General features: G+C 70.9%; 28 protein-coding genes and 1 pseudogene. 9 read left to right on the top strand and 20 right to left on the bottom strand.

Going from position 1 to position 25,491, the window contains the following annotated elements; genetic code table 11:
* Positions 1-2: 2 nt before the first annotated feature.
* The 10 genes from ACGFX4_RS27065 to ACGFX4_RS27110 all read right to left on the bottom strand — a co-directional run bounded on the left by ACGFX4_RS27065 (position 3) and on the right by ACGFX4_RS27110 (position 8,431).
* Positions 3-851: a bifunctional DNA primase/polymerase gene (locus tag ACGFX4_RS27065; protein ID WP_393079427.1), complete on the bottom strand. Its 849-nt coding sequence runs from the start codon at positions 849-851 to the stop codon at positions 3-5.
* Between the two features lie 234 nt (positions 852-1,085).
* Positions 1,086-1,787, bottom strand: a complete 702-nt coding sequence (locus ACGFX4_RS27070) for a DNA methylase (RefSeq protein WP_393079430.1) — start codon at positions 1,785-1,787, stop codon at positions 1,086-1,088.
* Positions 1,788-1,798: 11 nt separating this feature from the next.
* On the bottom strand, positions 1,799-2,071 hold the full coding sequence (locus tag ACGFX4_RS27075) for a hypothetical protein (protein ID WP_393079433.1): 273 nt from the start codon (positions 2,069-2,071) through the stop codon (positions 1,799-1,801).
* Positions 2,068-2,277: a hypothetical protein gene (locus ACGFX4_RS27080; protein ID WP_393079435.1), complete on the bottom strand. Its 210-nt coding sequence runs from the start codon at positions 2,275-2,277 to the stop codon at positions 2,068-2,070. Before ACGFX4_RS27080 ends, ACGFX4_RS27075 begins: the two co-directional genes overlap by 4 nt.
* A 217-nt stretch (positions 2,278-2,494) precedes the next feature.
* Complete coding sequence (locus ACGFX4_RS27085; protein WP_393079437.1) at positions 2,495-4,663, bottom strand: hypothetical protein; 2,169 nt, start codon at positions 4,661-4,663, stop codon at positions 2,495-2,497.
* 118 nt (positions 4,664-4,781) lie between these two features.
* Positions 4,782-6,383: a hypothetical protein gene (locus ACGFX4_RS27090; protein WP_393079440.1), complete on the bottom strand. Its 1,602-nt coding sequence runs from the start codon at positions 6,381-6,383 to the stop codon at positions 4,782-4,784.
* A gap of 26 nt (positions 6,384-6,409) precedes the next feature.
* Positions 6,410-6,784 (bottom strand): RRQRL motif-containing zinc-binding protein, encoded by a 375-nt coding sequence (locus tag ACGFX4_RS27095; RefSeq protein ID WP_393079441.1) that lies wholly within the window; start codon positions 6,782-6,784, stop codon positions 6,410-6,412.
* Positions 6,781-7,110 (bottom strand): hypothetical protein, encoded by a 330-nt coding sequence (locus tag ACGFX4_RS27100; protein ID WP_393079443.1) that lies wholly within the window; start codon positions 7,108-7,110, stop codon positions 6,781-6,783. Before ACGFX4_RS27100 ends, ACGFX4_RS27095 begins: the two co-directional genes overlap by 4 nt.
* Positions 7,107-8,156 (bottom strand): DUF2637 domain-containing protein, encoded by a 1,050-nt coding sequence (locus tag ACGFX4_RS27105; RefSeq protein WP_393079445.1) that lies wholly within the window; start codon positions 8,154-8,156, stop codon positions 7,107-7,109. Before ACGFX4_RS27105 ends, ACGFX4_RS27100 begins: the two co-directional genes overlap by 4 nt.
* A complete protein-coding gene (locus ACGFX4_RS27110; protein ID WP_393079448.1) occupies positions 8,153-8,431 on the bottom strand; it encodes a hypothetical protein in 279 nt (92 codons plus the stop codon). The genes ACGFX4_RS27105 and ACGFX4_RS27110 overlap by 4 nt, the downstream gene beginning before the upstream one ends.
* A 604-nt stretch (positions 8,432-9,035) precedes the next feature.
* Here ACGFX4_RS27110 and ACGFX4_RS27115 point away from each other — a divergent pair.
* The gene (locus ACGFX4_RS27115; RefSeq protein WP_393079451.1) at positions 9,036-9,830 is read left to right on the top strand and encodes a GntR family transcriptional regulator; all 795 of its coding nucleotides are present in this window, start codon (positions 9,036-9,038) and stop codon (positions 9,828-9,830) included.
* Positions 9,827-10,486: a YdcF family protein gene (locus tag ACGFX4_RS27120; RefSeq protein WP_393079453.1), complete on the top strand. Its 660-nt coding sequence runs from the start codon at positions 9,827-9,829 to the stop codon at positions 10,484-10,486. Before ACGFX4_RS27115 ends, ACGFX4_RS27120 begins: the two co-directional genes overlap by 4 nt.
* A gap of 50 nt (positions 10,487-10,536) precedes the next feature.
* Here ACGFX4_RS27120 and ACGFX4_RS27125 read toward each other — a convergent pair whose 3' ends face one another.
* Positions 10,537-10,707 carry a hypothetical protein gene (locus tag ACGFX4_RS27125; RefSeq protein ID WP_393079456.1) on the bottom strand — a complete coding sequence of 57 codons (171 nt, stop codon included), beginning with the start codon at positions 10,705-10,707 and terminating at the stop codon, positions 10,537-10,539.
* 614 nt (positions 10,708-11,321) lie between these two features.
* On the opposite strand from ACGFX4_RS27125, the gene ACGFX4_RS27130 reads away from it, so the two are divergent.
* On the top strand, positions 11,322-12,137 hold the full coding sequence (locus ACGFX4_RS27130; RefSeq protein ID WP_393079459.1) for a TIGR04255 family protein: 816 nt from the start codon (positions 11,322-11,324) through the stop codon (positions 12,135-12,137).
* An 834-nt stretch (positions 12,138-12,971) separates the two neighbouring features.
* On the top strand, positions 12,972-13,898 hold the full coding sequence (locus tag ACGFX4_RS27135) for a hypothetical protein (protein ID WP_393079461.1): 927 nt from the start codon (positions 12,972-12,974) through the stop codon (positions 13,896-13,898).
* 189 nt (positions 13,899-14,087) lie between these two features.
* Here the strand turns inward: ACGFX4_RS27135 and ACGFX4_RS27140 are convergent, their stop codons facing one another.
* The gene (locus ACGFX4_RS27140; RefSeq protein WP_393079464.1) at positions 14,088-14,909 is read right to left on the bottom strand and encodes an SLATT domain-containing protein; all 822 of its coding nucleotides are present in this window, start codon (positions 14,907-14,909) and stop codon (positions 14,088-14,090) included.
* Between the two features lie 608 nt (positions 14,910-15,517).
* Between ACGFX4_RS27140 and ACGFX4_RS27145 the strand changes: the two genes are divergently transcribed.
* Complete coding sequence (locus ACGFX4_RS27145; protein ID WP_393079467.1) at positions 15,518-16,225, top strand: DUF6009 family protein; 708 nt, start codon at positions 15,518-15,520, stop codon at positions 16,223-16,225.
* A 416-nt stretch (positions 16,226-16,641) separates the two neighbouring features.
* Here ACGFX4_RS27145 and ACGFX4_RS27150 read toward each other — a convergent pair whose 3' ends face one another.
* The gene (locus tag ACGFX4_RS27150) at positions 16,642-16,845 is read right to left on the bottom strand and encodes a cold-shock protein (RefSeq protein ID WP_345697933.1); all 204 of its coding nucleotides are present in this window, start codon (positions 16,843-16,845) and stop codon (positions 16,642-16,644) included.
* A gap of 382 nt (positions 16,846-17,227) precedes the next feature.
* Positions 17,228-17,503, bottom strand: a pseudogene (locus ACGFX4_RS27155) (helix-turn-helix transcriptional regulator); the annotation flags it as partial.
* Between the two features lie 221 nt (positions 17,504-17,724).
* Here ACGFX4_RS27155 and ACGFX4_RS27160 point away from each other — a divergent pair.
* Entirely contained in the window at positions 17,725-17,862 is a 138-nt protein-coding gene (locus ACGFX4_RS27160; RefSeq protein WP_393079470.1) for a hypothetical protein, read from the top strand.
* Between the two features lie 7 nt (positions 17,863-17,869).
* On the opposite strand, the gene ACGFX4_RS27165 is transcribed toward ACGFX4_RS27160, so the two are convergent.
* From ACGFX4_RS27165 to ACGFX4_RS27180, 4 genes are all read right to left on the bottom strand, one after another.
* Positions 17,870-18,592: an SDR family NAD(P)-dependent oxidoreductase gene (locus ACGFX4_RS27165; RefSeq protein WP_393079473.1), complete on the bottom strand. Its 723-nt coding sequence runs from the start codon at positions 18,590-18,592 to the stop codon at positions 17,870-17,872.
* A gap of 50 nt (positions 18,593-18,642) precedes the next feature.
* Entirely contained in the window at positions 18,643-19,164 is a 522-nt protein-coding gene (locus tag ACGFX4_RS27170; protein WP_393079671.1) for a GNAT family N-acetyltransferase, read from the bottom strand.
* 50 nt (positions 19,165-19,214) lie between these two features.
* The gene (locus tag ACGFX4_RS27175; RefSeq protein WP_393079476.1) at positions 19,215-19,787 is read right to left on the bottom strand and encodes a helix-turn-helix domain-containing protein; all 573 of its coding nucleotides are present in this window, start codon (positions 19,785-19,787) and stop codon (positions 19,215-19,217) included.
* A 258-nt stretch (positions 19,788-20,045) separates the two neighbouring features.
* The gene (locus ACGFX4_RS27180) at positions 20,046-20,585 is read right to left on the bottom strand and encodes a hypothetical protein (RefSeq protein WP_393079479.1); all 540 of its coding nucleotides are present in this window, start codon (positions 20,583-20,585) and stop codon (positions 20,046-20,048) included.
* Positions 20,586-20,687: 102 nt separating this feature from the next.
* Between ACGFX4_RS27180 and ACGFX4_RS27185 the strand changes: the two genes are divergently transcribed.
* Genes ACGFX4_RS27185 through ACGFX4_RS27195 form a run of 3 tightly spaced genes read left to right on the top strand, consistent with a single transcriptional unit; the run spans position 20,688 to position 23,175 of the window.
* Positions 20,688-22,520 (top strand): prolyl oligopeptidase family serine peptidase, encoded by a 1,833-nt coding sequence (locus ACGFX4_RS27185; protein WP_393079482.1) that lies wholly within the window; start codon positions 20,688-20,690, stop codon positions 22,518-22,520.
* The gene (locus ACGFX4_RS27190; RefSeq protein WP_393079485.1) at positions 22,517-22,855 is read left to right on the top strand and encodes a hypothetical protein; all 339 of its coding nucleotides are present in this window, start codon (positions 22,517-22,519) and stop codon (positions 22,853-22,855) included. Before ACGFX4_RS27185 ends, ACGFX4_RS27190 begins: the two co-directional genes overlap by 4 nt.
* Complete coding sequence (locus ACGFX4_RS27195) at positions 22,852-23,175, top strand: hypothetical protein (RefSeq protein ID WP_393079487.1); 324 nt, start codon at positions 22,852-22,854, stop codon at positions 23,173-23,175. The genes ACGFX4_RS27190 and ACGFX4_RS27195 overlap by 4 nt, the downstream gene beginning before the upstream one ends.
* A gap of 21 nt (positions 23,176-23,196) precedes the next feature.
* Here ACGFX4_RS27195 and ACGFX4_RS27200 read toward each other — a convergent pair whose 3' ends face one another.
* Both ACGFX4_RS27200 and ACGFX4_RS27205 read right to left on the bottom strand, forming a co-directional pair.
* A complete protein-coding gene (locus ACGFX4_RS27200; RefSeq protein ID WP_393079490.1) occupies positions 23,197-23,982 on the bottom strand; it encodes an SURF1 family protein in 786 nt (261 codons plus the stop codon).
* A gap of 412 nt (positions 23,983-24,394) precedes the next feature.
* Positions 24,395-25,414: a hypothetical protein gene (locus ACGFX4_RS27205; RefSeq protein WP_393079493.1), complete on the bottom strand. Its 1,020-nt coding sequence runs from the start codon at positions 25,412-25,414 to the stop codon at positions 24,395-24,397.
* Between the last annotated feature and the right edge of the window lie 77 nt (positions 25,415-25,491).

Here is a 25,491-nt window from a genome sequence, read left to right on the forward strand (position 1 = left end):
GGTCACAGCCCCAGCCGGGTCAGGGCGTTGGCCCACGCGTCCGCGCAGTGCCGGGGCGATTCGCCCATGGCCTGCGCGGCGGCGAACAGCCGCGCCGTGTGCGCCTCGGTCAGGCACCCGCACCGGCCGTGCGTGGACAGCACCGCCAGGAACGCCCCGAACACGGTCGCGTGCACCGCGCCGGTCGCCTGGGTGATGCGCTGCTCGGCCATGGCGATGCCGCGTTCCAGGTAGGCGGGCGTGCGGTGCGGGCACTTCCCGCCCCCGGCTGGCACAGCGGCGGGCGCCGGCCGGACGGGGGCGGGCTCGCGCACGATCAGGTCTCGGACGGCGTCCGGAAGGGCGACCATGGTGCCGGTGCCGGGGCCGAGCCACCGGGCGTAGGACATGGACGACTTGATGTCCACGCCGGGGCGCACGCGGTTGGCGGAGGGCATGGCACCGAGGTAGATCCAGTGCTGGCCCCGGGTGGTGGGCACGGTCCGGGTGGCCGGGAGCGCCGCGAGGGCCCAGGCGATGGCTTCGGCGCTGTCGAGGTCGACAACGGTGAGGCCCGCGCCGCCGGGGTGGTAGGCGACGGCCGCCGCCTCCCACCACGCCCAGGCCCAGGCGGGCCCGTTGAGGACGTCAGGGTCGGTGGTGGCTGCGGCCCAGCCGTGGCAGGGCGCCGGGCACTGGCAGGGGCCGGGGGTCTTCATGTTCGGCCGGCCGCCGCACGCGTTGTTCGCGCAGTTCCGGCAGTTGCCGAACGGGACCTTCCCGTCCCGCAGCGGCAGCGCCGGCAGGCCGGACGCCACCAATCGGAGGGCGATGGGGTGGTGCTCTCCCCGAACGTGGGTCAGTTGGGTCATGCTGGGTGTCTCCAGTTCTCTATGAGCGTGCTGGATTGGCGGCGGCCCCGGTTCTTGGCAGAGGGGGGCCGCCGTCGTCGTTGTTCGCCGCGTTCTCGGCGCAGACCTTGTGGGTGGGTCTGCGCTGGTCGTCCCGGAGCGGTGTGGGGCGACCGCACCAGCGGCACGGGAGCGTGCGGGTGCGGTCGTAGTGCCGGGCGTCGCGCCAGTCCAGAGCGGCCACGGCGCGGGGTCCTACGCGGCCACGGCGGCGGGCCCGACAGCGAGGGTGCGGGCGGCGGCGCGGCCGATCAGCTCGGTGTAGGCCGGGGGGATGGCCTCGGTGAGTTCCTCGCGGACGCTGGTCCAGGTGATGCCCATGGCCTGCTGCATCTCGGGGATGCTGGCCTTGCCGCCGCCGGAGCCGTAGGCGGCGACGTAGGGGCCGTCGAAGTACTCGCCGTGCCGCCACCCCCGCACCCGGCCCCGATGGCGGGGGTGGGTCGGGTTCGGCATCGACCAGCCGCCCAACTCGAAGTTCCGGTGCCGGATCACGGACAGGCCGAACATCTCGCCGCAGAGGCTGATGTCCTTCCGGACGGCGGCCCGGCCGTTGGGCTGCTCGATCACGTACGGCCGCCCGGTGGACTCGGCCGCCTCGCGGGTGGCGGCCACCAAGTCGACGTGGGCGGTGCCCCAGCCCATGGCGGAGTTGGTGCCGACCGTGAGCGCGCATCCGGCCTGGCACGGCGGGGACGTGTGGATCAGGTCGTACTCGGCACCGTGCGCGCGGATGTACTCCACGGCGTCGCCCTGCACGAACCGGAACGGGTAGTTCGGGCGGGGGCGGATGTCGATGCCGGTGACGTCGAACCCGGCCCGGTGGTAGCCAGTGCCGGCGCCACCCGCGCAGCAGAACGCGTCCAGCACCCGGAGCGGGCGCGCGAGGTTCCTCATGCTGGTCTCCCTCAGGCGGCGCGGCGGGTGTCGAGGTCGATGACGGCGGCGAGGCGCGGGGCCTGCGTGGGGGTGGGGGTGGGCTGGCCGCCGTCGGGCGGGGCGGGGGCGTCCTGCTCGGTCTCGGCGAGGACGGCGCGCTCGTAGGCGGAGTGGGCGAGGACGGCCTGGACGCGGGCGGAGTCGGCCTTGGCGTCGCGCTGGGAGGTGATGACGGGGATGGAGAGCAGGGCGCCGGGGCCGAAGAGGACGGCGGCGGTGATGAGGTCGCTGGTGGTGCTCACTTGGTGCCTCCCGTTGCTGCGGTGTGGGCGAGGACGTCGAGCAGGTCGGTGCCGAGCGCGGCCAGGCGGTGCTGGATCCCGGCCCAGGACTCGGGGTCGATGTGCATGAGCGCGGCGAGCGCTTGGGCGGGTTCGCCGTTGGCGGTGGCCGCGAGGGCCTCGCGGAAGTGGGTGGCGGCGAGCGGGCGGATGGCGCTGTGGGACACGGCAGGGCTCCCTTCCGGGGCGATGCGAGGCCCCGCCCGGGGTGGTTCGGGCGGGACCTCGCTGGTTGCTGTGCGTGGCCGTACTGGGGTGGCTACTGGCTACTGGCTAGTGGGTAATCCGCAGGATGAAACCCCGTTTCGGGCCCCCAGGGATCGATCTACTGGCTACTGGCGCGGTGCCAGTAGCCAGTACCCAGTAGCTGAGAGTGACGGGAGGTCAGGCGTGGTCGGGGTGGAGGAATACGGACTGCGGGCCGTTCTCGCGGTAGACCAGTTCGCCTCGGTCGGCGGCTTCCTGGAGTGCGGTCCGGACGGTCTGGCGGCTTCGGGAGACCATGTCGGCGACGGCGGCGACCTTCAGGCCCATGTGGCCGGCGGACTCGATCGCGTCGATCGCCTCCGCCAGCCACGGCGGCCCTGCCGGGGCGGACGGCGGCTGCGGTGCGGGCGCCGGCGGGTCCTGGCGCAGGGAGGTCAGGTTCAGGCCCTGCGGCCGGGCGTTCGGGAACGCGATGACCTCCGCCAGACCGTCCCCGCCCCCCGTGCTCCCCGCCGCGGCGGGTCGGTCGCGGAGCGAGGACAGGTTCAGCCCGCCCCCGGACGCCGTCGCGGGCGCCGGGCTGGCCGGGGTTGCGGTGCTGGTGCCTTCCCAGAGCCATCCGGCGCGGTCCACGTCCCAGCGGCGGGCGTAGTCGTCGCCGGCCGCGGCTGCGGAGATGGGGTCGAGTCGGGGGCGGCGGGCGTTGGTGGCGAGGACGACCTGACGGACCATGCTCGGCGACGTCTTCCAGCCCTTGAAGCCGGTGGGGGCGAAGCCGTCCGCTCCGGCGGCGCCGATGACGCCGCAGCCCTTCGCCTTGAGCTGCCGGGTGTCGACCTTCGCGCTCGGGAACAGCTTGTGCAGGTTGTTCCCGGACGACTCCCCGGAAGTCAGCGCGACACCGACCGGCGAGAACTTGCGCACGCTGGTGTCGCCGAGCGCGGACACGTTCCCGTCCACCGCGGTGAGGACGAAGCGGATACCCATCGCGCGGGTGGTGCGCATGGCCTTCTTCACGGCCTCCTGCAGGGCCTTCATCGTCGGGTCGCCAAACGACGCGGCGGACAGCAGCTCCGCGCCCTCGTCCACGACCACCTCGACCTGCGGAATCTCCGCCGACACCGGCAGCAACGTCGTGTCCCTGGCGTCGAGCAGGTCCTGATAGCCCTGCTGGCGGGCGGCGTTGATCCGCAGCACGGCCTCCATCAGCCGCAGCGCCTCGCCCGGGGTGGAGGCGAGCCAGTCGACGCCCGGTGCGGTGTCCTCCGGCACCGGAACGGCGCCGGTCTTGGGTGCCTTCAGCCCGCGGGCCTCCAGCCAGGGGCGGACCCAGGGGATGCCGGCGGCGCCGGCCTTCAGGTCGATGACGAAGGTCAGCACGTCGGTGCAACGGGCGAACCCGGCGAGGACGACGTCGATGAACGTGGACTTGCCGGATCCGGGCGGGCCCAGGATCAGCGCGCACGCCTCCCGCAGCAGCACCACGGCGGCGTCGGAGTTCGGCAGCAGGCCCCACGGGATGCCGGTGAGGATCGACAGCGCCGAGAAGTCGTCCTGATAGGGGAAGTCCTGGGCCATCACGTTGACGGTCGCGATGTCGAGGACCACGCGGCCCTGACGGTCGCCCTCTTCCACCCACACCGTGCAGCCCAGCGGCAGCCGAGCGTCGGTGGCGAGCGCGCGGGCCTGTGAGGCGATCCGGTCCCAGGTCGCGGCGCCACCGGGAAGTTCGGCGGCGAGGGAGAACCCGGCGCCGGTCTTCCAGAACTCGACCGCGAACACCGCCACCTGGATCCCGGTGACGCGGTGGATCCGATCCGCCCACTCCCGGGCGATGGCCTCGCGCTCGCCGTTCATCTTCGCGGCGGCGCTACGTGCCTCGGTGCTCATGCGCTCCAGTTCCACGGCCTCCTCGCGGATCGCGGCGTTGGAGGCCATGGCGCCGATGCCGACGCCGAGCGCGGCGAGCGTGCCGGCGGCGGCCCAGGAGAGGGGGCCGGTGGAGATGGCCCAGGTGGTCCAGCCGCCGGCGAGCAGCCACGACGCGGCCCGCCCGGCCATGGTGCGGCCGGTCAGGCGACGCCGGACGCTCACGCCGATGCCGTGCCCCACGGCCCCGGCGACACCGACGTAGAGCGGGATGCCGGGGGGCATGTGGGTGGCGGCGCCGAGCAGGGCCAGCGCGCCGGCGCCGGTCGCCGCCGACACGGCGCCGGACACGGGGCCGTGGGTGGCGGCCCAGTCCAGCGGCGGCAGCAGCGACGTCTTGGCGGTTTTGGTGCGGGGCTTGCGGGTCTTGGGCTGGGGGACGTTGGTCAGGTTCAGGGTGTGCTCGGGCTGATTCACGGCAGCTCCAGGCGGCAGCAGGACTGTTGGGAGGGCGGTGCGTGGTGCGGGGATGGGGCGGGCCGCCCCGCCGGACGGCGGGACGGCCCTGAACTGTGTTTCTCTGGCCCCGGCTGGGCTACTGGTTGTTGCCGATGTCCCACTTCTCCTCGCCGGTGCGGGGGTCCTCGTGGCGGGCGATGTCGCTCTCGTGGGCGCCGCGGAAGGCCTTGCCGACCTCCTCGGCGGCGGACATGGCCTGCATGAGGAGGGTGTAGACCTCGTTCAGGGCCTCGCCGACATTCTTGTCGAGGGGGAACTCGCTGTCGGAGCGCTCGGCGAGGACGCGGAAGGTGTTGGCGATGGACTCCAGCCCCTCGGGCATGGACTCGATCGCGGCGAGGACCTGCATCATGCCGTCGGGGTCGTAGTTCATCGCGGCGCTGTACATCTCGGACGCGGTGTCGGAGAAGCTGAAGCCGGACTCGGCGGTGTTGGGCACGTCGCCTCCCAGGGCGGTCAGTTCGGGCTGGGCGTGGTGGGACTTCGGAGCGCGCGGCACCGTCTCGCCGACGGGCTTGGGCGCGTCCTCGGGGTTGTTGAGGGCGTCGTCGACGGCCTGCTCGGCGTCGGCGAGGTCGGCGCGGATCTCGGCGTCCCGCGTGGTGCGGGCGTCGGCGGCCTGCCCGGTCAGGTGCCGGTACAGGCGCCGGCCGGGGTACATCAGCCAGCCGGCGCCGAGCCGGCGGCCGAGCGGGGTGGTCAGCATCCCGACCAGGCCGACCGGCAGCGCCAGCAGCGCGGCCAGCACCCGGCGGCCGTGGAACCGAGCAGCGGACTTGCGGAGCTTCGCGGAAGCGTCCCGGCGGAGCGGGGCCTTGCGGGCCTCCCGGCGGGCGTCTGCCACCTTCCGACCGGTCCGCTCGTCGGCGGCGGTGCGGTTCTTGGCGCGGGCCTTGTCGAGCGACTGCCGGGCTGCCTGGCCGGGCTTGGCCAGCGTCCTCCCGATCCGGCCGCGCTGGTTGGTGCGGGTGTCCTTTTCGGCGGTCTTGGCGGCGCGGCGGGCGTCGGCGACCTGCCGGCGGGCCGTGGTCTGGCCGGTGCGGTGCTCGGCCCGCGACGGCGTCGCCTCCCGGTCCGCGCTGCGGATCGCCTTCACCTCACCGGCCCGCGCGGCCAGACGGCCCACGACCGGCGACGACTTCAGCACCGACCCCGACGTGCCGACCGCCGAACCGCGGCGACCCGCCGCCGACAGCTTCGACGGCGAGACGACCGAGCCGGATCGGGTGCCGGACCCGGCCGGGCCGGGGGCGGACCGGCCCTGGCGAGGCACGGCCCCCGAGCTGGAACCGCGGCCGCCGGCAGGCGACTTGACCAGCGACAGGTGGCCGGCGCGCTGACCGGCGTTGCCCCGGGTGGCGCTGGCGGCGCGCTGGGCGGCCTTGGCGGTGGTGCGGCGGGCGGTGCGGGTGGCGATCGCGCTGGTCGCCACCGTGCCGAGCGTCGCGGCGGCCGCGGCGATCGGACCGGACGTCAGCACGGCGGCCGACGCAAGCCCGACCATCGTGTTGACGGTGGTCACGGTGAGCGGGACGGCCGGCAGGCCACCCCGGGTGTGCGGGACCGGAGAAGCGCCCTTCCCCCGGCCCTGCTCGGGCTGCGGGGCGGCCACCGGTCGGGTCTCGGCGGGTGCGGGGGTGGGCCGTGTGGTGGGCTGTTCGGCGTAGGTCTGGGACATGAGTTGGTTCCCCCAGTTCTCGCGGGTCAGGCGGCGAGCGGATCGCCGTAGTGGCAGTGCAGGCAGCAGCCCAGGTGAGCGGGGAGGACGTAGCCCGCGTCCCGGCTGCAGGCCGGGCAGGTCCGGCGGGCCCGGTTCGCGGCGGCCAGCGCTACGACGCGGGCCGGGGTCATCGGGCGGACGGGGGCGGCGAGTTCGGGCCGGTACAGGTACGCAGCCCGCACGTCCTTCGACTTGCGGGAGCGCCACAGGACCTGGGCGGTGACGGGCTGTCCGTTCGGCCGCAGTCCCCGGGCGCGAAGCTGTCGGCGGGTCAGGTAGCCGTCCGGGGCCATCCGCCACGGGAACGTGGGGATCCCGAACCGCTCCCCGGCCGGATCCCAGAAGCGCGGGCGGCTCACCGGTCGGGAGCGGGGTCGTGGAAGGTGAAGAAGCCGGTGAGGCGCACGCGGATGCCGCCCCAGGTGCCGAAGACGTTCAGCCAGTTCGTGGCGCCGTCCAGGTGGGCTTCGACGGCGGCGGGGTCGAGGCCCAGGGCCGCGCGCCACTGCTCGAAGTGACTCAGGCTGTCGTGCAGCGACACGTTGATGCCCCACACGAACTCGCCGCCGCCCTCGGCCGGGGGCAGTCGCTCGATGTGGAGCTCGGGGGCGGGCAGGTGGGAGAACGCGGTGACCATGGCCAGCAGGGCGCCGGCGGGGTTCACCTGCTCGGCGGCGGTACTCACGATGCCTTCTCCTCGCTGTCGGCTGCATCGCGGTCGTCCCGCTGGTCGCGGCTGGGCTCGGGCAGGGCGCGGAGCTGGTCCATCGCGGACGGCTCACCGGGGTTGGCCGCGTCGTAGTCGACGGCGAACCGGGTGATGGCCGTGGTGACGGCGCTGTCGGCCCCGTCGCGGGCGTCCTGGTACTGGTCGAGGACGGACGGCGCGAGCGGGCCCGTCAGGTGCCGGCCGTCGGCGGCGCGCTCGGCCTTGAGCGTCTCGCGCAGCATCCGGGCCCTGGCCGGGGACGTGCGGAGCGTGGTGCGGATCCGATCGGCGGTCAGCTCCTCATCGGACCAGCGGGCCGCAGCCGATCGGGCCTGCTCCACCAGCTCGTCCTCGGTGCGGGCGGGCACCTTCGTGCGGGCCGACTTCGGTACCGCGCCGGTCGCCCGACGCGGCCGACTCCCGGCCGCAGCCACAGCCCGCACCGGCCGAACCGGTACGGTCTCGGCGGCTACCGGAATCGGCTCCGCGACCAGCACGAGATCGGCCGACTCGTACACCGACTCGAACCCGTCCTGATCGGCCGATCCGGGCAGGTCAGACCCCGACCGGTTTGCAGTTGTCTGGGAGGTTTGTACAGGTTCGGGCTTGTGGTGGAGGACCTTCGCCACGAGGTCGGATCCGAAGAAGATGGAGCCGACCGGAAGGCACGACGCGAGCAGGACCAGCGCGTAGTGCGCGGGCGGCCAGACGGCCAGTCGGACCCGATCGCCGGTGTGCAGTCCGGGCACCAGACCGTGCACGTAGTTGAGCACCAGCGAGGCGAGGGTGTAGCCGCCCAGCACCCACAGCGCGAACCGACGGTCCCGACCGGTCAGCACCAGCGCCGCGATCAGCGCCAGCGCCATCAGCCCGTCCACCACCAACGGGTAGAGGTCGGCGGCGAGCCCGTCTGCGCCGACCGCGTGGGCCACGTCCTTCAATGCGTTCCAGGACACTCGGAACGCCATGGCGACGACCACCAGCAGCGCGGCGACCATCGAGTACTTCGCCCGTCGGTTCATGCCGCCACCTCCAGCGCCGTGCGGCGGGCGGTGGTGCGGCGGGCGGTGGTCAGCGGCCGCGGGGCGTGGTCCATCAGCCGCTGGGCGTAGGCGGCCAGCTCCGGGTCCTCCCGGCGCAGGTCCGCGAGCACGTCCCGCGCCGCGTCCATCCGGACGCGGTACTGGGCGGCGGTCTCGCCGGGCATGCCGGCGAACAGCTCGGAGTCCACGCCCAACGCCAGCTCCGCGAACTCATCCGGGTTCGCGGCGTTCTGGCCTGCAACAATCGACTTCACGGGTTTACCTCTTCCTAGAAGGGGGTGGGCCCGAGGGCCGCCGCGCGTTCCTTGGCCGGGAGCGCGGCGGCCCGTTTCGTGGGGCCCAGGCCGCTCGTCACGTCACGAGCGGCCACGGAGCCCGACACCCGCGGACCGGTAGATGCGGTGGGGTGTCGGGGAGTGAGATCAGTGGTGAAGCAGGGGTTCGGTCTCGGCTGGACGCGGTCCTGGCTCGCTCCGGGGAGATCCCTCCCGGAGGTCGTCGCCGGCGAATGTCCGCCGCGTCGTTCTTTGGAGAGGCCAGTAGCTCCTCTCAGTCGGCTGCGTGTCCCATGTACGGCCGCCGTCTGAAGGGCGACCGAGGTGTCAGGGCGTGCGCCCCTTCTCTGCCGACTGGTCTCCACTCACCCCGACCGGCGTGGTCACGGAAGGACTGCGGTGGTGGATCACTCTCTTGAGTTGTGCGCAAGTGGTGCGTTGTGCAGGTCTGGGCAGCCCAAAGGAAGCCGCATCGTCCGCAGTCCTAGGACTGCGGCCTGACATGGAAGACGATGCCCCACTCAGCCCAGAGCTGTCAACAGTCCTAGGACTGTGCTTCACTTGTTGCAGTGGAAGGGGTCCTATGGCACCGAAGTGGCGAGAGCTCGCCGACAAGCTGGCCGAGAGAATCCGAAGCGGGGAGTACGCGCCGGGGCAGCAGCTGCCACACATCCGGGTGCTCGTGGACGAGGGAGAGGGCTCGAAAGCCACAGTCCATGCCGCCTACAAGGCTCTTGAGGCCGAGGGGCTGGTCACGTCATCGCGGGGCCACGGGACACGTGTTCGCCCGCAGTCTCCACTCAAGCGCCTTGGCATCGAGCGGTACGACAAGGCGAAGTGGCGGGATGGGGATGAGGTGGCGTTCATCGCCGACCGCGTCGCGTCGGGCCGGGCATACCGCCGGGGCGACCAGACCCAGACCGTCGCTCTCATAGAGGCGCCGGCCGTCGTCGCTGCGGCCCACGGCTTGCCGGAAGGCGCACCGGTCTACGCCCGGGCTCGGCTCGTCAGGGAAGGCGAGCAGCCCACACATACCCTGACAAGCTACTACCGGCCCGAGCATGTCGAAGGGACGAGACTAGTGGACCCAACCCCTGGTCCTGCCGGGCGCGGCGGCGGCTACCGCGTGCTGTACGACGCTGGATACGAGATCGACCACATGACCGAGGAGCTGTTTGCTCGGGTGGCTACGCCAGAAGAGTCGAAGCTTCTCCAGCTTCCAGCCGGTGAACCCGTGGTCGAGATGCACCGGACGACTTACACCGCCGAAGGCGCCGTGGTGGAGTTTGCCATCGGCATTCATGCCGCCTCTCGCTTCGCGTGGCGCTACGACTTCCAGGTCCCGGACTCGGCGCGGGATGAAAAGCTGAAGCCATGACCTCGGCGCAGGCGCTCGCAGATGCTCAGCTTCTGTGGAACTACCACCAGATGCACCATGTGCTTCGGCCATGCTCCGTCGCCATCGGGCTAGGAAGCCACGATTTGGGCGTGGCCGACACCACCATTGAGCTCTACCGACTCGGGATGATGCCGCTGATCGTCTTCACTGGCGCCACAAGCCGGACGACCGAGCGGCTCATGCCGCGTGGCGAAGCGGTGCACTATCGCGAGCGGGCATTGGAGCTGGGCGTACCGGACTCCGCGATCCTGGTCGAACCGAATGCCCGGAACACTGGGGAAAACATCCGCTTCGCGCGAGCCCTTCTCGAATGTGCCGGCGTCAGTGTCTCGTCGGTGCTCCTGGTCAGCAAGCCATACGAAGAACGGCGCGTCTATGCCACGGCGCGCAAGTTGTGGCCGGAGGTGGAGTTCGTCAGCGCATCCACCCCGATGACCTTCCGGGAGTATGCGGAGTCGATTGGGGACACCCGCCTGGTCATCGACATGTTGGTCGGCGCCCTCCAACGCCTAATGATCTACCCGCGCCAAGGCTTCATGATCAGCCTCCCTGTGCCGGATGATGTCGCAGCCGCCTACCAGCGACTCGTCGATAGAGGCTTCACCAGCAGGATCGTGCAGGGCGCTTCGGCATAGCGGGTCTCCGAAGTGGGGCGCTGGCTGGCCTGCTGCGGGGTGCCGTTCACCTACTGGAGCACCTGCGGGCCGAGGGTGTTACTGCGTATCTGGCTGTGGTTCTGGCTCGCCAGGAACAGCACGCCAGCGCGCAGCAGGCCGACCTCGCCGGAGCCGGTGTGGTCGGTCGTGCCTTCGGCGATGACCTCCCTGATGCCGTCGTCGACGATGACCGCGACCATGCGCGGCGGCATCGGGTCGCAGCGAACGCGACGCGGCTAGGGATGCCGACCTCATAGGGACCACGCCGCTCACGCGGCGCGGCCCGCCCCCGCTCGCGCACGCTCCTGTCTTCGCCCCGCGCCGCTGGCGGGGCCGATCGCAAGCGGAGACAGGGGCAGGAGTCCGTGACCGTCCAGACAGTAAGGATCAGCCCGCACCGGGATGATCGGGAGTCGTGCCGAAAGTGCAGACCGTAGAGCACTGAGGCGGGGACTGCCGTCCCGCCCTCCATCGACTCAGGCAGAGCCGAGCAGACCTGCCCTCTAGGGTCAAGATCGTTCGTACAGCCGCATGCTCCGTTTGGACCCCAGAAGGCAGGCCAGTCCACGTACGCGTGGGTCAGCGGCGGACGGGATGGCGAGGGCAGCGTGAACGTGACCAGGGATGGTGGGCTGGTGGCCAAGGTGTCCTGTATGTCCGCTCGACATCCTGCGCGATGGTGCTACCGTCACAGGCAGAGGAGTGTGCAACTCTTGTGCAACTTCAGCCGGACAGTGTGGAGGAGCAGAAGGTGCAGTCAGGCCAGACTCCCGATTCAGATCTGCCGCTCGGCGGTCTCCCCCGGGGAGACAACATGACCTTCACAGCCGCGCCGGTGGAGGTGGCGATCGCGGAGGTTCGTTTCAGCAGTTCCGCAAACGAGGTCTCGACAGAGCATGCAACCAAGTTGCAGGCGATGGCTCTGGAGCAAGGTCTCAAGCTGAACACCATGCAGCCTGCAAGGCAACAAGAGCTCATGGTTCAGGTGGTGGGAGTCGGCGCGCCGGCACCTCAGGTGACGGTGCGCGCCTCTGGCTGGCAGTACTTCTCTGATGATCAGTCCATGACCGTGACGGTCATGCCGGATTCGATCGTGGTGCAGGTGACGCGCTATGAGCGCTGGAGCAGCAGCCTTCGCCCAGCGCTCGCCGTCATGCTGAGGGGATTCGGAGAACTGATCACACCGGAATTGCGGTTCCGCCTTGGCCTGAGATACATCAACCGCTTGGTTGACCCGCAGGCTGCGACCCCCCAAGCCTGGCAGGGGCGCATCAATGATGCTCTCATGGGCCCCATCTTGGATCCGATATTTGGCAAACTTGTTGCGTCCGCAAATCAGCAACTTGAATTGGCCTTTGGTGGAGGCCAGGGGGCCGTCATAAGGCACGGAGCATTCAACGATGGCGCCTCACGTTCGGTCAGCTATCTCATTGACTTGGATGTATTCGACGGGTCGACATGCACTTTCGATGTCGATGAGTGCCTGTCCCAGTTGCAGCGCATGAATAGGACTGCACTGGCGATGTTTCAGCAGGCCACCTCAAATGATTTCCGCGAAGAGCTAAAGCCAGTCTTCGATACCAAAGAAAAGGAAGAGAAGGCCACTCGCACCGCTTCCGAAGAAGATTAGGGGGAAATTGATGTCCGGATCGCTTGGTGTACTGCCTTCGACGGACCGCGGAACCGGAGACGAGGTAATCCGCTTCGACTGGGACCGTCCTGACTTCGACGCCACGCGCGTGTACCTGCCAGGAATTCCTAGTGGTCCGCTCCGAGACCTGGTTAAGCGCCAATTGCCAGGACTGCCAGAGAGCCTGCTTGGCAGAGGGGTGGCGAGTGGCCAGCTGCCCCGTACACTGCTTTTGAGCGTCGGGGCTGATTTCCCGATGTATCGAAGCGTTTCGTGGATTAGCGCAAGCCAGCCACAGACGCCAGCCCCCGAGTTCTCCACTGTTGCCGCTTCGGCTGATGCAACGAATGAAATCGGTATTGACGAGGCGTTGAGCCGCGTGGAGCAGTCGCTGGAAATCCCTCGACGGGATGTGTTGGCGGCAGCCGACATCGCCCCCAGGACCTTTTACCACTGGCGGAGTCGAGAGCGTATCGTCCCCCGCCTCTCAAGCTTGGGCCGCGCCGTGGCCCTGATACAAGCCTGTGAGGATTTGGAGGAAATCCTCGGCGCGAGTCTAAAGCAATGGTTCAAGGCAGGGCCCGAGCGGCGGAAGCAGCTTCGAGCCGGAAACTTCGACCAGCTGATCGCTGATGCCCTGGCCGAGAGGGTGCGACGCGAGTCGCTCACACGTCCTTCGCTGCCGTTCTTTGCGAGCGAGCAGGCCGTTGGAGTTGAGAATCCTGGCCCGCGCGTAGCAGAACCGAGGGCCCTGAAGGGGCGCGTTGTTGTACGTCGGGCGGGCGCGCTCAGCAGGTACCCTAGTCCGGATCAGCGATTGGAGGACTGAGCAGAGTGGTGACGGAAGACTCTTCTCAGTCGGGCTCCACTGAACCGGCATCCCTGGACTGGGTACTCCCGAAATCCTGGAGCGAAGAGCAGGAAAAGGCGCTCGACGCCTGGAAGCAGGGGGACCTCCTTCCAGGTGGGTCGATGGTCTGGGCCGCCCCTGCCGGAGCTGACCCAATCACGAATTTTCATACTGAGGATTCTGGGGCAGCCAGCGCATGGGAGTTCGCGGCGCCGGAAGAGCTGACGTTTCCTTGGGTGATCATCACCAGTCAGACCTGTGACATTGCTGGCGTCGGGCCGGGAGCAAGGCATTCCTTTGTTCAGGTCAGCCCCGTAGTGGCACTGAATGGCGTTGCTGCGGACAAGCTCATGGAAATCAAGACCCACCAGGTCCAGCACTATGTCTACTTGACCGCCCCTCCCGAATCCGGCCATTGGGCCGTCGATCTGCGTATCAGCCTTCCCGTGAGTAAGCAATTGCTCATAGATGGAACGCCGAAGCCTGGCTTCGCGGTTGAGGCCGACGCCCTCGACTTTGCCGAGCATGTCGCACACAGAATTCGGCGACCTGCGCTGCACGACGCCATCACGACCAACATGACCAAAGCTATCGGCGCACACATAAAGCAGGTGCGAAAGAACGAACCTGATTGGTGGCAAAAGGTCGAACAGATCAGAATCCTGATGGACCCCGAGCGATTGCGCCCAAGGTCTGTTCGCTTGGTAATCATCCAATTGGAGACGCTCACGAAGGACGAAAAGCGAGTCTGGAACGATTGGCGGACGAGTTTCGCCAAGACCCTGCGTAAAGAGCATGGGATTCAGTTGCAGCAGATCACCTTCACAAATCTTGACTCAATGAAGGCCCGCTTGTATGCCGCAACAATCCCATTGCGCATCCCGGAGTTGCAACGGGCGCCCATCTGGTAGCCGCGAGGACAGTACAGCCGGGTACTGCTTTGCTATATATGGCGTTCTGCATTAGCGCCAGACAGGGGCGGGGCAGGGCCCATAGCGCGGCCCGCGAGGCCATGGGGGTACCTTGGTTTCCCTTGATCGGACTTGTTCGCAAGCAAGGGTGGATGGGTGTTCTGAGGGCTGGCCGCAAAGCCAGCCGCTTCATATCACCTCTTGCTGCCCCTGGTGAGGCTGATCAAGTTGTTGCTCACGCATTCGCTGCTCGGCGCGCAGCCCCTCCACCGTGGTGGCGAAGCTCTCCAAGTTGACGCCGTCGTCATGCGTGTAGGGTGCGATACCCAAGTCGAGCGCGGTGACATGTTGTTCAATACTGTCGGCCGTTTGCTGGAGATTGAACGCCCGCTCGCGCGGCTTAAAGTAGCCGACCGCGCCAGTGACAACCGTAACAATGAAAGCCAAAGCAATCAGCAGACCCTTTCCCGGCTGAGGAAGGTCATACAGGGCGGTTACAGCAGAAATGGCAGCCGAGCAAATAAAGGTCAGCCACTGCATCAGCAAATGCACTCGCCGATAGTAGCGAGATTCCTTACGCAGCCGCCCAACTTCTCCAGGAATGCGCTCTTTATAAGACGCCTGGCGTTCTAGCGTAGACGGAGTAAGCCTCCTGGCTTCAAGGATTCGACGCTCTTCGGCCAACTCAAGATCAAGCTTCAGCTCTCTTACCGAAGTCCCATGGTCATCCCAAATCGAATAGACCTCGTGAAACTCGGCCACCCCTTGCGCTGCGGTAGCAGCAGCCAGGACAATAGACGCACCGAAAAAAATCATGTTGATCGCAGTTGGAGTGTCTGCATTCAGCCAGACGAAGACCTTAAGGCCGACCCAAGTGAGAACAACCGCCAAAAGCAGAATGGGCGTGACATAGAGACCCGAAACTTGGAGGCGTCGATTCCTGATCCGCTGCCTTAGATCAGCAATCTCTCGGCGATGTTGAATCAATGCATCGGTAGTGCTTGTCGTCATGGAATTCGTCACTCCCCCTGGAGCATTGGACGGCCCGCCAGCCTCACCGCCCATCTTCAGCCCACTCGTCCATCATTGCTGATGAAAATACACTAGCAACGGGTCGGCCGAGGCTGATTTGAGGAGAGATACAACGTCGGCACAGCTAAGGACCTCGCGCGCGTGCCAGCATGTGATGCAGGACCCAGCGAGCGGGTCTTCTCACTCGCGGCGACCTCATTCGCCACAGTTAGACGGGTCCACCGGCACCCGGAGGACGCGCGCTCTCACCTGGGGCTGGAACATCCACAAACTGTCCCTGAAACAGTGGATCCCAGACACCGAAAGCGTGTACGGGAGGGTTGTCTCCGCTCTGCTCGGACCCTGGCCTGTATGCCAACGCGTATGCCAACAGCGGCGTACAGCAACGGCCACCTGAACACCCCCGTGGAGCAGTGGCCATGCCTCGTCCCGGCCAGCGCCCATCGCACAGCCTGAAAGGCGGACAGTCACCGGTTCGGCAACGCCACGGGCCCTCAGCCGAGCCAGCCAGCCAGCCAGCCCCCCAGGGTTCCTCGACCCCACCGGTGGGAAGCGATGCAACCACCGTCTGTCTGGGGAGTGACCACATGCGTAGGGATCCAGAAGTCATCCAGCACGAAGTCGGCATCCATTGGGATGAGGACATCAGTCGCTTCGACTACGTCCGCGAGTACCTGGAGCTGTTTGCCGGCACTCGCCGCGGGCCAGTGCGGTGGACCGGTCCCGGTCGGCGCGTGGGTTACTCCGTGCTGAAGGCCGACGCGCCCTCGGGGGACGCTCCCGCCCGCTTCGCGCGCCGCGTCTTCTGGGTCAAGGAGCACGACCGGTCCGAACGGCCTGAAGGCCCGTACAAGGTCGAGGCGCCGGCTGAAGGGGTAGATCCTCGGACGGTCGGCCCTGGCGTATGGGGCGAGCTCACCGATCGTGCTTGGGGGGCTCCGCTGCCACAACCGGGCGTGCCCTCTTCCCGCCCTTCCCACTCATCCCGCAAGGCAGGGCCGCCGAGCCAGCGGGCGTCAGAAGTGCGAGTCGGTCAGTCATCACTATCCGGAGGTTCTGCGTTCGTTGGCGTGGCGCAGTCTCGTCGCGGCGACGTCGAGATCTACATCGACTGTGCAAGCGGGACGGAACTGGGGGACGGCAGCCACATCGTCTCCGAGACTCTTCCCCCGGATGAGGCCCGAGCCCGGCTCGTCGGGATCGTGAAGACCACACCCTGGCTCCAGGAGGCGCTAGCGATCTCGGTTGTGGATCAGTGGCTCGAGCGGGGAACGGCGCCGAGAGAGCGCGATTGACCGACCGATATGCCGGGGTGGCCGTCCTTCGGTCACGGCCGCCGCGCCGAGCTGTCGCCGGCCGGAGATGCTCGCAGTGCCACCCTGGAGAAATCCTGGAGACGATCTTGAAATCGCGGCCCCACCACACCAACCGCAACCAACGGTCGCCAACGCTCTGATCTGCACCTTTGAGCTAGCTTCCAGGTCGGCCGAACCCGAGGGCCTACTTCGGGACGAAGAGGCCGTGGGTTCAAATCCCGCTACCCCGACTTCGTAAGACCAGTTCAGGGCCGGTGACTCGCAAGAGTCACCGGCCCTGACTGCGTTTCGGGTGCCGTGCCGGAGCGGGCCCGGGAGAAAGCCGAAGGGCCCGCACCGTGCGGGTGCACGGTGCGGGCCCGGGCTGCTCGGCGGGTGCCTGACAGCGGGAAGAACTACAGCGGGCGAATGTTCTCCGCCTGCGGGCCCTTCTGGCCCTGCGTGACGTCGAACTCGACCTTCTGGCCCTCGAGCAGCTCACGGAAGCCGTTGGCCTGGATGTTCGAGTAGTGGGCGAACACGTCGGGACCGCCGCCCTCCTGCTCGATGAAGCCGAAGCCCTTCTCCGAGTTGAACCACTTCACGGTGCCGTTAGCCATAAAAAATATCCTTCGAATGGGGAGGTTCGGAACCCACGGGCAAACGGTCCGGGCAAAAAAATGCGCCTGCGTCGGAACCAGCAGGCGCACACCAAGCTCAAGCTCATGGGAACCACAACTGCAACTACCACCGACTGTACCAGGGGTCGAACCGAAACGGGCGAATTCTCCGCACCCGGTTCATCACAGTACCCCTGACCTGGGACGATGCCGGACGGCCGGTGTGGCTCGGGCCCTCCCGCGCGCGGTCGACCGGGCAATTCGCGCCGGAGATCCTCTCGTTTTCCGACCATGGGAGGAATGCGGTCCGGCCGGGAGCCCTCCCCGTGGACGGCCGCGGAAAATCACTTGCGGCGGGAATGCGGCGCGGTCGGACGGCCGGCTATGCCTCGCGGCGGTAGCGGCCCGGGGGCAGGCCGTGGTCGCGTTTGAAGGCGTGGGCGAAGACGTACTCGGAGGCGTAGCCGATGTGGGCGGCGACGGCGCGCAGGGGCTGGTCGGTGGTGCGCAGGAGGCGGGCGGCGGTGGTCATCCGCCACCAGGTGAGGTAGGCCAGCGGGGGCCGGCCGATCAGGGTGGTGAAGCGGCGGGCGAAGGCCGCGCGGGAGAGGCCGGCCCGGGCGGCGAGGGTCTCGACCGTCCAGGGAGCGCCGGGCTGGCGCCGGTGGACGAGCGGGACATCGCGGCGGTGGCGGTGCGGGCGCTGGTCGACGGCGGGCACCACGGCGCGCGGTATGTCCTGACCGGCCCGGCCGCGCTGACGCAGGCCGAGCAGGTGCGGATCGTCGGGGAGGCGACGGGCCAGCCGGCCCGGTGGGAGGAGCTCTCCCGGGAGGACGCCCGCCGGCGGATGCTGGGCAGTGGCCGGCCGTCGCGATCGTGGACGGCGCGCTCGATCACCTCGCCGCGCGGATCGCCGATCCGGAGCGGGCCGGCAGCACCGTCGAGGACGTCACCGGCGTACCGGCCCGCTCACTGCGCTCCTGGGCCGCCGACCATGCCGGGCTGCTCCGCTGAGGGAGGGTCACCAGGCCAGCGGGCGGCCGTGGCGGAAGAAGCCGCCGGTGGGGCCGGAGTCGGGGACGGTGACGGCCCACAGGACGCTGGCGGCGCCGGTGGAGACGGGGGCGCCGCCGCCTCCGCCCATGTCGGTGGCGACCCAGCCGGGGCAGACGGCGTTCACCAGGACGCCGTCGGAGCGGAGTTCGCCGGCGAGGGTGCGGGTGAGGGCGTTGAGGGCGGCCTTGCTGAGGCTGTACGAGGGGGTGCCGCCGCCCATGGAGGCGAGGGAGCCGCCCTCGCTGGAGACGTTGACGATCCGGGGGTGGTCCGACCGGCGGAGCAGGGGGATGAACGCCTGGGCGACCGCCCAGGCGCCGTACAGGTTGGTCTCCATGGTGCGGCGGACCTCGTCGAGGTCGACGGAGACGGCGCGGCGGCCGGTGTCGTAGTTGATCGCGGCGTTGTTGACCAGGACGTCGAGGCGGCCGAACTCGGCGTCGACGGAGCGGGCCAGCTCGTGGACGCCGGCGGCGTCCGTGACGTCGAGCGCGCGGGGCAGGACAGTGCCGCGCAGACGGGAACCGCGGGTCAGGTCGGCGGCGGCGTTCTTGGCGGCCTGCGGGTCGCGGGCGCAGAGCAGCACGGTGTGGCCGAGTTCGGCGAGCTGCCGGGCGGTCTCGCGGCCGATGCCGCGGTTGGCGCCGGTGACGAGCGAGATCGGTGCCGAGGAGGCGGAGGAGTCCATGGCCGACCCCTTCCCCCTCCGCCGCGGATCATCCCGGCGACCTGGGACAGTCAGCCGACGGACTTGTAGAAGAAGCTGCAGGACGCCAGGGTGCCGTCCGGGTCGGCGGCGTAGCCGGGGACGAGGCCGTACCGGGTCCAGCCGGCCGAGTGGTAGAGCCGCTCGGCGGCGCTGTCGGTGCGGGTGTCGAGCAGCAGGAGGGTGGCGGAGGCGGCGGCCGCGGCGTGTTCGGCGGTGTCGAGGAGTCGGCGGGCGAGGCCCCGGCCGCGGGCGTCGCGGTGGACCATCAGCTTCACCACCTCGGCGCGGTGGCGGCCGTTGTCCTTGTCGCCGAGGACCAGGCTGACGGTGCCGAGGATCCGGCCGCCGGGCTCGCGGGCGACCCAGGTCAGGCGGCTCCCGGCGGCCAGCGCGGTCTCGTACCGGAGCCACCAGGCGGCCGCGCCGGCGTGGTCGAGGGCGGCGAGGAATCCGATCGACGCACCGTCGGCGACGGCGTCGAGGAGCAGCTCGCCGAGCCCGTCCCGGCAGGCCGTCAGGTCGGTGGCGGTGAGGCGGACGATCTCGGTCACGGCGGGTGTCCCCCGGTCGGTGGCGGTGTTCGCACGGTCGGTGGCGGTGTTCACGGCAGGACCACGGCGATGACGTAGCGGACGGGGTCCGGGCCGGGGCAGTGGAAGCGGGACGGCCCCCAGAGCCGGAAGCGCAGGCAGTCGCCGGCGGCGAGGAGGTGCGTCTCGCCGCGGACGGTGATCTCGAGCGCGCCGTCCAGGACCCACAGGTGCTGTTCGAGCCCGGGGACGGGCGGGGCGTCGTAGTCGATGGCGGCGGCGGGGCGCAGCGTGCCCTCGATCAGCTCGCCGCGCAGGCCGGCGTGCGGCGGGGAGACGGAGCGGCGGACGAAGCCGGACGCGGTGTCCTGCCAGACCGGCTGGTCGGCGACGCGGAGCAGTTGCGGGGGCTCGGCCTCGACCTCGGCGAGCAGGCGGGACATGGTGCGGCCGTACGCGGAACAGAGGCGGCCGAGCTGGGCGGCGGTGGGGCTGATCTCGGCGCGTTCGAGGCGGGAGAGGGTGGAGCGGCTGACGCCGCTGCGGGCGGCGAGGTCGTCGAGCGACCAGCCGTGCTCGGCGCGGAGCCCGGCGAGACGGGCGGCGAGTCGCAGGTCCTCGGGGGACGGTTCCGGTTCTCTCACATTCGGGAGGATATCCCGGATCAGGGACGCGAGGGAACGGCCGCCCACGGCGGGACGGGGTTGCGGGGGCTACGCCCACCCGGGTGACGGGCGGCGGGTGACGGGCCGCGGCCGGCGCGGGGCTCCGGATCGTTGGGCTGCGCCCGGCCCGGGCAGAGGGTCGCGGGCCGGGCGCAGGATCGGGGGGTCCGGGCCGGGGCGGTCGTCCGGGGGCGGACACCGGGACCGCGGGCGGCCGGGGGTCGGGTCGGCGGGCCGTCAGATGCCGAGGTGGAGGGCGCGGGTGGCGGCGTGCGCGAGGAGCTGGTGGACGTCGGCCCGGGTGGTGGTGGGGCGGTCGTTGTAGGTGTCCGGGGAGTCGACGGGCCGGCCGGTGGCGTGGAGGACCTCCATGACCTGGGCGCGGGCGCGGCGGACGGTGTACGGGGTGCCGTAGCCGTGGGCGAGGACGGCGGCCTGGGCGCCGAGCAGGCAGACCCGGCCGGCGGCGTCCCACATGGCGCCCTGGAGCCAGCCGTGGGCGGTGAGGTAGCGGGAGGTGAGGGTGAGGTGGCCGGCGACGGTGACGTCCGCGGGGCGGGCCGGGCGGCGGGCGACCCGGTCGAGGAGGGTGCGGCGGGGCAGCGGGTAGCCGGCGTTCCAGGGCTGGAGGGTGGAGCCGAGCGGGCTGATGTAGGGGCCGGCGGGGCGGGCGGGGACGGGGAGGGTGGCCAGGTACGCCTCGATCTCCTCGGCGAGGCCGGAGCCGTCGACGAGGTCCAGCAGCGGGGCGTGCGGGGCGCGCAGGGTGTCGGACAACGGAACTCCATTGCTATTTGTCCATATTCGTACCGCTTTCGTTGATAACCCCTGTCGCCGTCCGCTGCCTGTCGGCGCGCCGGATCGGGTTGGATGGTGGCCATGAGCGAGCAGACGACGAGCGCCGTACCGGCGTGGGAGCAGCGGTTCCGGGCAGCGCGGGTTTCGCTGCCCGAGTGGGCGGACGACGCCCCGGACCGCGCGCTGTACGTGTCGAACGCGACCGGCACCTACGAGGTGTACGCGTGGGACCGCACGGCGGGCACCCACCGCCGGGTCACCGACCGTCCGAACGGCACCACCGACGCCGAGCTGAGCCCCGACGGCGCGTGGATCTGGTGGTTCGACGACACCGACGGCGACGAGTTCGGCGTCTGGCGCCGACAGCCGTTCGCGGGCGGCGCCGACGAGGAGGCCGTCCCCGGCGTGCCGGCCGCGTACTCCGCGGGGCTGGCCCTCGGCCGGGACGGCACCGTGGTGGTCGGCACCTCCACCGACGACGAGGGCACCACCCTCCACCTGCGGCGCCCCGGCGCCGAGGCGGCGGAGGTGATCTACCACCACGCCGAGTACGGCGGCGTCGGCGACCTCTCCCAGGACGGCGCGCTGCTGGCCGTCGACCACACCGAGCACGGCGACGCCATGCACTCCGCGATCCGGGTGGTGCGCACCGCCGACGGCTCGACCGTCGCCGAGCTGGACGAGGTGACCGGCCGCCAGGAGCAGGAGGCCCGCGGCGTGGCCTGCCTCGGCTTCGCCCCGGCCGACGGCGACCCCCGGCTGCTGGTCGCGCACCAGCGCCGCGGCCGCTGGGAGCCGATGATCTGGGACGTCGCCGCCGGCACCGAGACCGAGCTGAAGCTGCGCGACGAGCAGGGCCGCGAGTTCCCCGGCGACCTGTCCGCGCAGTGGCGGCCGGACGCCCGCGCGCTGCTGATCGAGCACGAGTACGAGGCGCGCAGCGAGCTGTTCTCGTACGACCTGGCGGGCGGCGAGCTGACCCGCCTGGACACCCCGCGCGGCACCGTCTCCGGCGCCACCGCGCGGCCGGACGGCACGGTCGAGTTCCTGTGGTCCTCGGCGGCGGAGCCGTCCGCCGTCCGCTCCACCTCCGGCGAGGTGGTGCTGCGCGCCCCCGGGCCGGTCCCGCCGCGCTCGGTGCCGGTCGAGGACGTCTGGGTCGACGGACCGGGCGGCCGGGTGCACGCCCTGGTCCAGCGCCCGGCCGGCGAGGGCCCGTACCCGACCGTGTTCGAGATCCACGGCGGGCCGACGTACCACGACAGCGACTCCTTCGCGGCCGGCCCGGCCGCCTGGCTCGACCACGGCTTCGCCGTCGTCCGGGTCAACTACCGGGGCTCCACCGGCTACGGGCAGGCGTGGACCGACGCACTGCGCGAGCGGGTCGGCCTGATCGAGCTGGAGGACATCGCCGCGGTCCGAGCCTGGGCGGTGGAGTCCGGCCTCGCCGACCCGTCCCGGCTGGTGCTCTCCGGCGGCTCCTGGGGCGGCTACCTGACCCTGCTCGGCCTCGGCACCCAGCCCGACCACTGGACGCTCGGCCTCGCCGCCGTCCCGGTCGCCGACTACCTCACCGCGTACGCGGACGAGATGGAGGCGCTCAAGTCGCTGGACCGCACGCTCTTCGGCGGCACCCCGGAGGAGGTCCCCGAGCGCTGGCACGCCTCCTCCCCGCTCACCTACGTCGAGCAGGTCGGCGCCCCGGTGTACATCAGCGCGGGCGTCAACGACCCCCGCTGCCCGATCCAGCAGATCGAGAACTACGTCGAACGGCTGGAGGCCCTCGGCAAGACCCACGAGGTCTACCGCTACGATGCCGGACACGGTTCGCTGGTCGTCGACGAGCGGATCAAGCAGCTCCGCCTGGAGATCGACTTCGTCCGGCGGCACCTCGGGGAGGGAGACGGCCAGTGATCGGACGCGTCGCGTCGGCCAGCGCGCTGGCCGCGGTCCTGATCTTCGGGACCACCGCGTGCTCCGACCGCGACGACTGCTCGTCGGCCTCGGCCGCCTCGGCCGTCTCCGCCCAGCTGCTCGCCAAGGGCGGTGGCGGCGGCCACGGCGGAGGCGGCGGCGGCGGGAAGAGCAGCAGCAGTAGCGGCAGCAGCAAGGGCTCACGCACCTCCAAGGGGTCCAAGAGCTCCGGATCCGGCTCCAGCAGCACCTCCCGCACCACCCGGACCGGCAGCTCCGACAACTGCGGCAACCGCACACCGGCGCCCGGCAACCCCACGGGAGTCAAGCGGTGAACGCCCGCACCACGGCCGCCACCCTCGCGGTGGCGGCCCTGCTGCTCACCACGAGCGGCTGCTCCGACCAGAACGAGGACGGCTGCGGCGACGCGGCCGGCCCCGTCACCTCCGTCGACGCCTTCATCCCGGCGGACGCCTCCGCCCAACTGCTCGCCAAGAGCAGCAAGGGCGGCAAGAGCAGCTCCGGCAGCCGCGGCTCCAAGAGCTCGCGGACCACCGTCCACCACCATTCGCACAGCGACAGCGACGGGGACGACTGCGACGCGCCCTCGCCCAAGCCCTCCTGGACCTTCCCGACGGCGACGCCCACGCGGTAGCCGGGCCGCGGGGCCCGACCGCTACGCGGCGGGTTCCAGGCCCAGCTCGCGGTCCTCGACCGCCTCCGCCTCGCGGCGCACCAGCCGCCACCACATGAACACCACGAACCCGGCGAAGACGAACCACTCCAAGGTGTAGCCCAGGTTCTGGAACGCCCGCAGGCTCAGACCGTCCCCGCCCTGCGGCTGCACCGTCGGCACCGCCGTCAGACCGGCCGGCGCCGCGTCCGCCGCCACCCAGCCGTCGTACACGGCGTACGGCATCACGTTCACCAGCGTCGCCGGGCTGATCGTGCCCAGCTGGCCGGACGGCAGACCGCCCGCCACCGCACCGCCACTGCCACTGTTCTCCGGCGCCTGCAGCCGGCCCACCACCGTCACCTCGCCGTCCGGGACGGCCGGCACCGCCGCGCCCGCCGCGGCACCCGGCGCCCAGCCCCGCACCACCGCGACCGCCCGGCCGTCGGACGTGGTCAGCGGGGTCAGCACGTAGAAGCCCTGGCGGCCGTCGACCGTGCGGTTGGGGACCAGCAACTGGTGCGAGGCGTCGAACCGGCCGGTCGCGGTGACCGGACGCCCGACCGTGTCCGTGCCGACCCTGGCGGCCGGACCCTCCAGCACCCGCGACAGCGGCTGCGCCGCAGCGGTCGACGCGGAGGCCGCCGCCCTGGACGTGTCCTGGTGCGAGTCGACCCGGTCCTCGAACCGCCCCAGCTGCCAGGAACCGAGCAGCAGGCAGACCACGATCGCCGCCAACGCGACAACAGTGCCGCCGAGCCACCGCGGGGTCAGGAGAAACCGGTACACACCACCACGGTAACCACCCCCAACACCACCCCCACCCACCGGGGCACGACACCACCACCCACAACCCGCCCCGCCGAAGGCATTCCCGTCCCGGACCGTGCCGCCCCTGCCCGGCGGCGCACCCCGCCGAAGGCGATCCCGGGCCGTGTCCCCCTGTCCCGCGGAGCGCCCCGCCGGAGGCGGTGCCGTCCCGCAGAGCGCCGCGCCGAAGGCGGTGCCGTCCGGATCGTGCCTCCGCCGAAGGCGATCCCGCCCCACAGAGCGCCCCGCCGGAGGGCAGTCCCGCCACGCGGAGCGCCACGCCGGAGGCGGTTGTTCTCCCGCGTAGCGCCGCGCCGGAGGCGATCCTGTCCCGCGGAGCGCCACGCCGGAGGCGGTGCCGTTCCGGGCTGCGGCCCTGTCGGGGCGGGGGTCAGCTCGGGGTGGGGGTGGGTGGGGCCGGGGTGGGGGTGGGGGCGGGTTCGGGGGTGGACTGGTAGACGGTGCCGTCGCAGGCGCCCTTGAGTTGGGCGGTGGCGAGGGCGGGGGTGCCGGTGGCGAGGGCGTAGGAGAGCGTCAGGGCGTTGTCCGGCCCGGTGGTGGCGGTGGGGGCGGCCGTCGGGTCGGTGGAGGGGCCGGGGCTGGCCCCGGGGGCGGCGCTGCCCGCGGGGGCGACGGCGGCCGCGCTGGTGTCGGCCTGGGCGACGGTCTGGCCGGCGGTGCTGGGGGCGGCGGTGGCGGTGTCGCAGGCCCGGCCGGGAACCCAGCCGAACCGGACGACGTACGCGGCGCCCGGCGCGAGCACGACCTCGCGCGGCAGGCCCGCCGGATCGGGCAGCCCGTCGGCCGGGTCGCCGGCCGCGTGGGCGAGGACCCGGACGGTGCCGCTGCCGGCGCCGGGTGCGGCGACGGCGTCGACGGTGCCGACCCGGTCGATCCGGCAGCTCTGCGCGGAGGTGTTGGCGACGTGGAACCAGCCGTAGACCCGGCCGGCGGCGTCGGCGGGGTCGATCCGGGCGTCGGCCTTGCCGAGGGCGGCGGGGAGGCAGGCGGGGACGGCGCCGGTCGCGCCGGGGGTCGGCGTGCCGCTCGGGCCGGCGGTGCCGCTGGCGGTGGGGGCGGCGGCGGTGGAGGGGTCGGCGGCGGCGGGTGGCTGGGCGGGGGCGGATCTGGTGGCGGATCCGGTCGGCGGGTGGGTGGGGTGGGCGCTGCCGGGGGCGCCGGCGGCGCCGGCCGTGGCACCGCCGGAGAGGTCGAAGAGCGGGTCGACGCCGTGCAGGGCGGGCAGGGCGACGGCAGCGGCGAGGGTGACCACGGCGGCGCCGGTCCAGGCGTTGCGGCGGCGGGCGCGGCGGCGCGGTACGGCGACCCGCAGCAGGGGCAGGGCGGCGGCGGCGGGTTCGAGGTCGTCGACGGCGAGGCGCAGCCGGGCGCGGAGTTCACGCTCCGTCATCCCGCCCCCGCCGGAACCGGATCCGCCCGAACCGGGCCCGACCGAGCGCCCCGGACCACCCGGACCACCCGATGCTC

It is taken from the genome of Kitasatospora sp. NPDC048365 (assembly GCF_043200835.1).
Classification (GTDB): domain Bacteria; phylum Actinomycetota; class Actinomycetes; order Streptomycetales; family Streptomycetaceae; genus Kitasatospora; species Kitasatospora terrestris.

What these genes read in the sequence shown, in the direction of transcription:
- ACGFX4_RS27065 (WP_393079427.1), bottom strand. Translation starts at nt 851, where the DNA reads ATGACCCAACTGACCCACGTTCGGGGAGAGCACCACCCCATCGCCCTC.
- ACGFX4_RS27070 (WP_393079430.1), bottom strand. Translation starts at nt 1,787, where the DNA reads ATGAGGAACCTCGCGCGCCCGCTCCGGGTGCTGGACGCGTTCTGCTGC.
- ACGFX4_RS27090 (WP_393079440.1), bottom strand. Translation starts at nt 6,383, where the DNA reads ATGTCCCAGACCTACGCCGAACAGCCCACCACACGGCCCACCCCCGCA.
- ACGFX4_RS27105 (WP_393079445.1), bottom strand. Translation starts at nt 8,156, where the DNA reads ATGAACCGACGGGCGAAGTACTCGATGGTCGCCGCGCTGCTGGTGGTC.
- ACGFX4_RS27115 (WP_393079451.1), top strand. Translation starts at nt 9,036, where the DNA reads ATGGCACCGAAGTGGCGAGAGCTCGCCGACAAGCTGGCCGAGAGAATC.
- ACGFX4_RS27120 (WP_393079453.1), top strand. Translation starts at nt 9,827, where the DNA reads ATGACCTCGGCGCAGGCGCTCGCAGATGCTCAGCTTCTGTGGAACTAC.
- ACGFX4_RS27125 (WP_393079456.1), bottom strand. Translation starts at nt 10,707, where the DNA reads ATGGTCGCGGTCATCGTCGACGACGGCATCAGGGAGGTCATCGCCGAA.
- ACGFX4_RS27130 (WP_393079459.1), top strand. Translation starts at nt 11,322, where the DNA reads ATGACCTTCACAGCCGCGCCGGTGGAGGTGGCGATCGCGGAGGTTCGT.
- ACGFX4_RS27140 (WP_393079464.1), bottom strand. Translation starts at nt 14,909, where the DNA reads ATGACGACAAGCACTACCGATGCATTGATTCAACATCGCCGAGAGATT.
- ACGFX4_RS27145 (WP_393079467.1), top strand. Translation starts at nt 15,518, where the DNA reads ATGCGTAGGGATCCAGAAGTCATCCAGCACGAAGTCGGCATCCATTGG.
- ACGFX4_RS27150 (WP_345697933.1), bottom strand. Translation starts at nt 16,845, where the DNA reads ATGGCTAACGGCACCGTGAAGTGGTTCAACTCGGAGAAGGGCTTCGGC.
- ACGFX4_RS27165 (WP_393079473.1), bottom strand. Translation starts at nt 18,592, where the DNA reads ATGGACTCCTCCGCCTCCTCGGCACCGATCTCGCTCGTCACCGGCGCC.
- ACGFX4_RS27185 (WP_393079482.1), top strand. Translation starts at nt 20,688, where the DNA reads ATGAGCGAGCAGACGACGAGCGCCGTACCGGCGTGGGAGCAGCGGTTC.
- ACGFX4_RS27205 (WP_393079493.1), bottom strand. Translation starts at nt 25,414, where the DNA reads ATGACGGAGCGTGAACTCCGCGCCCGGCTGCGCCTCGCCGTCGACGAC.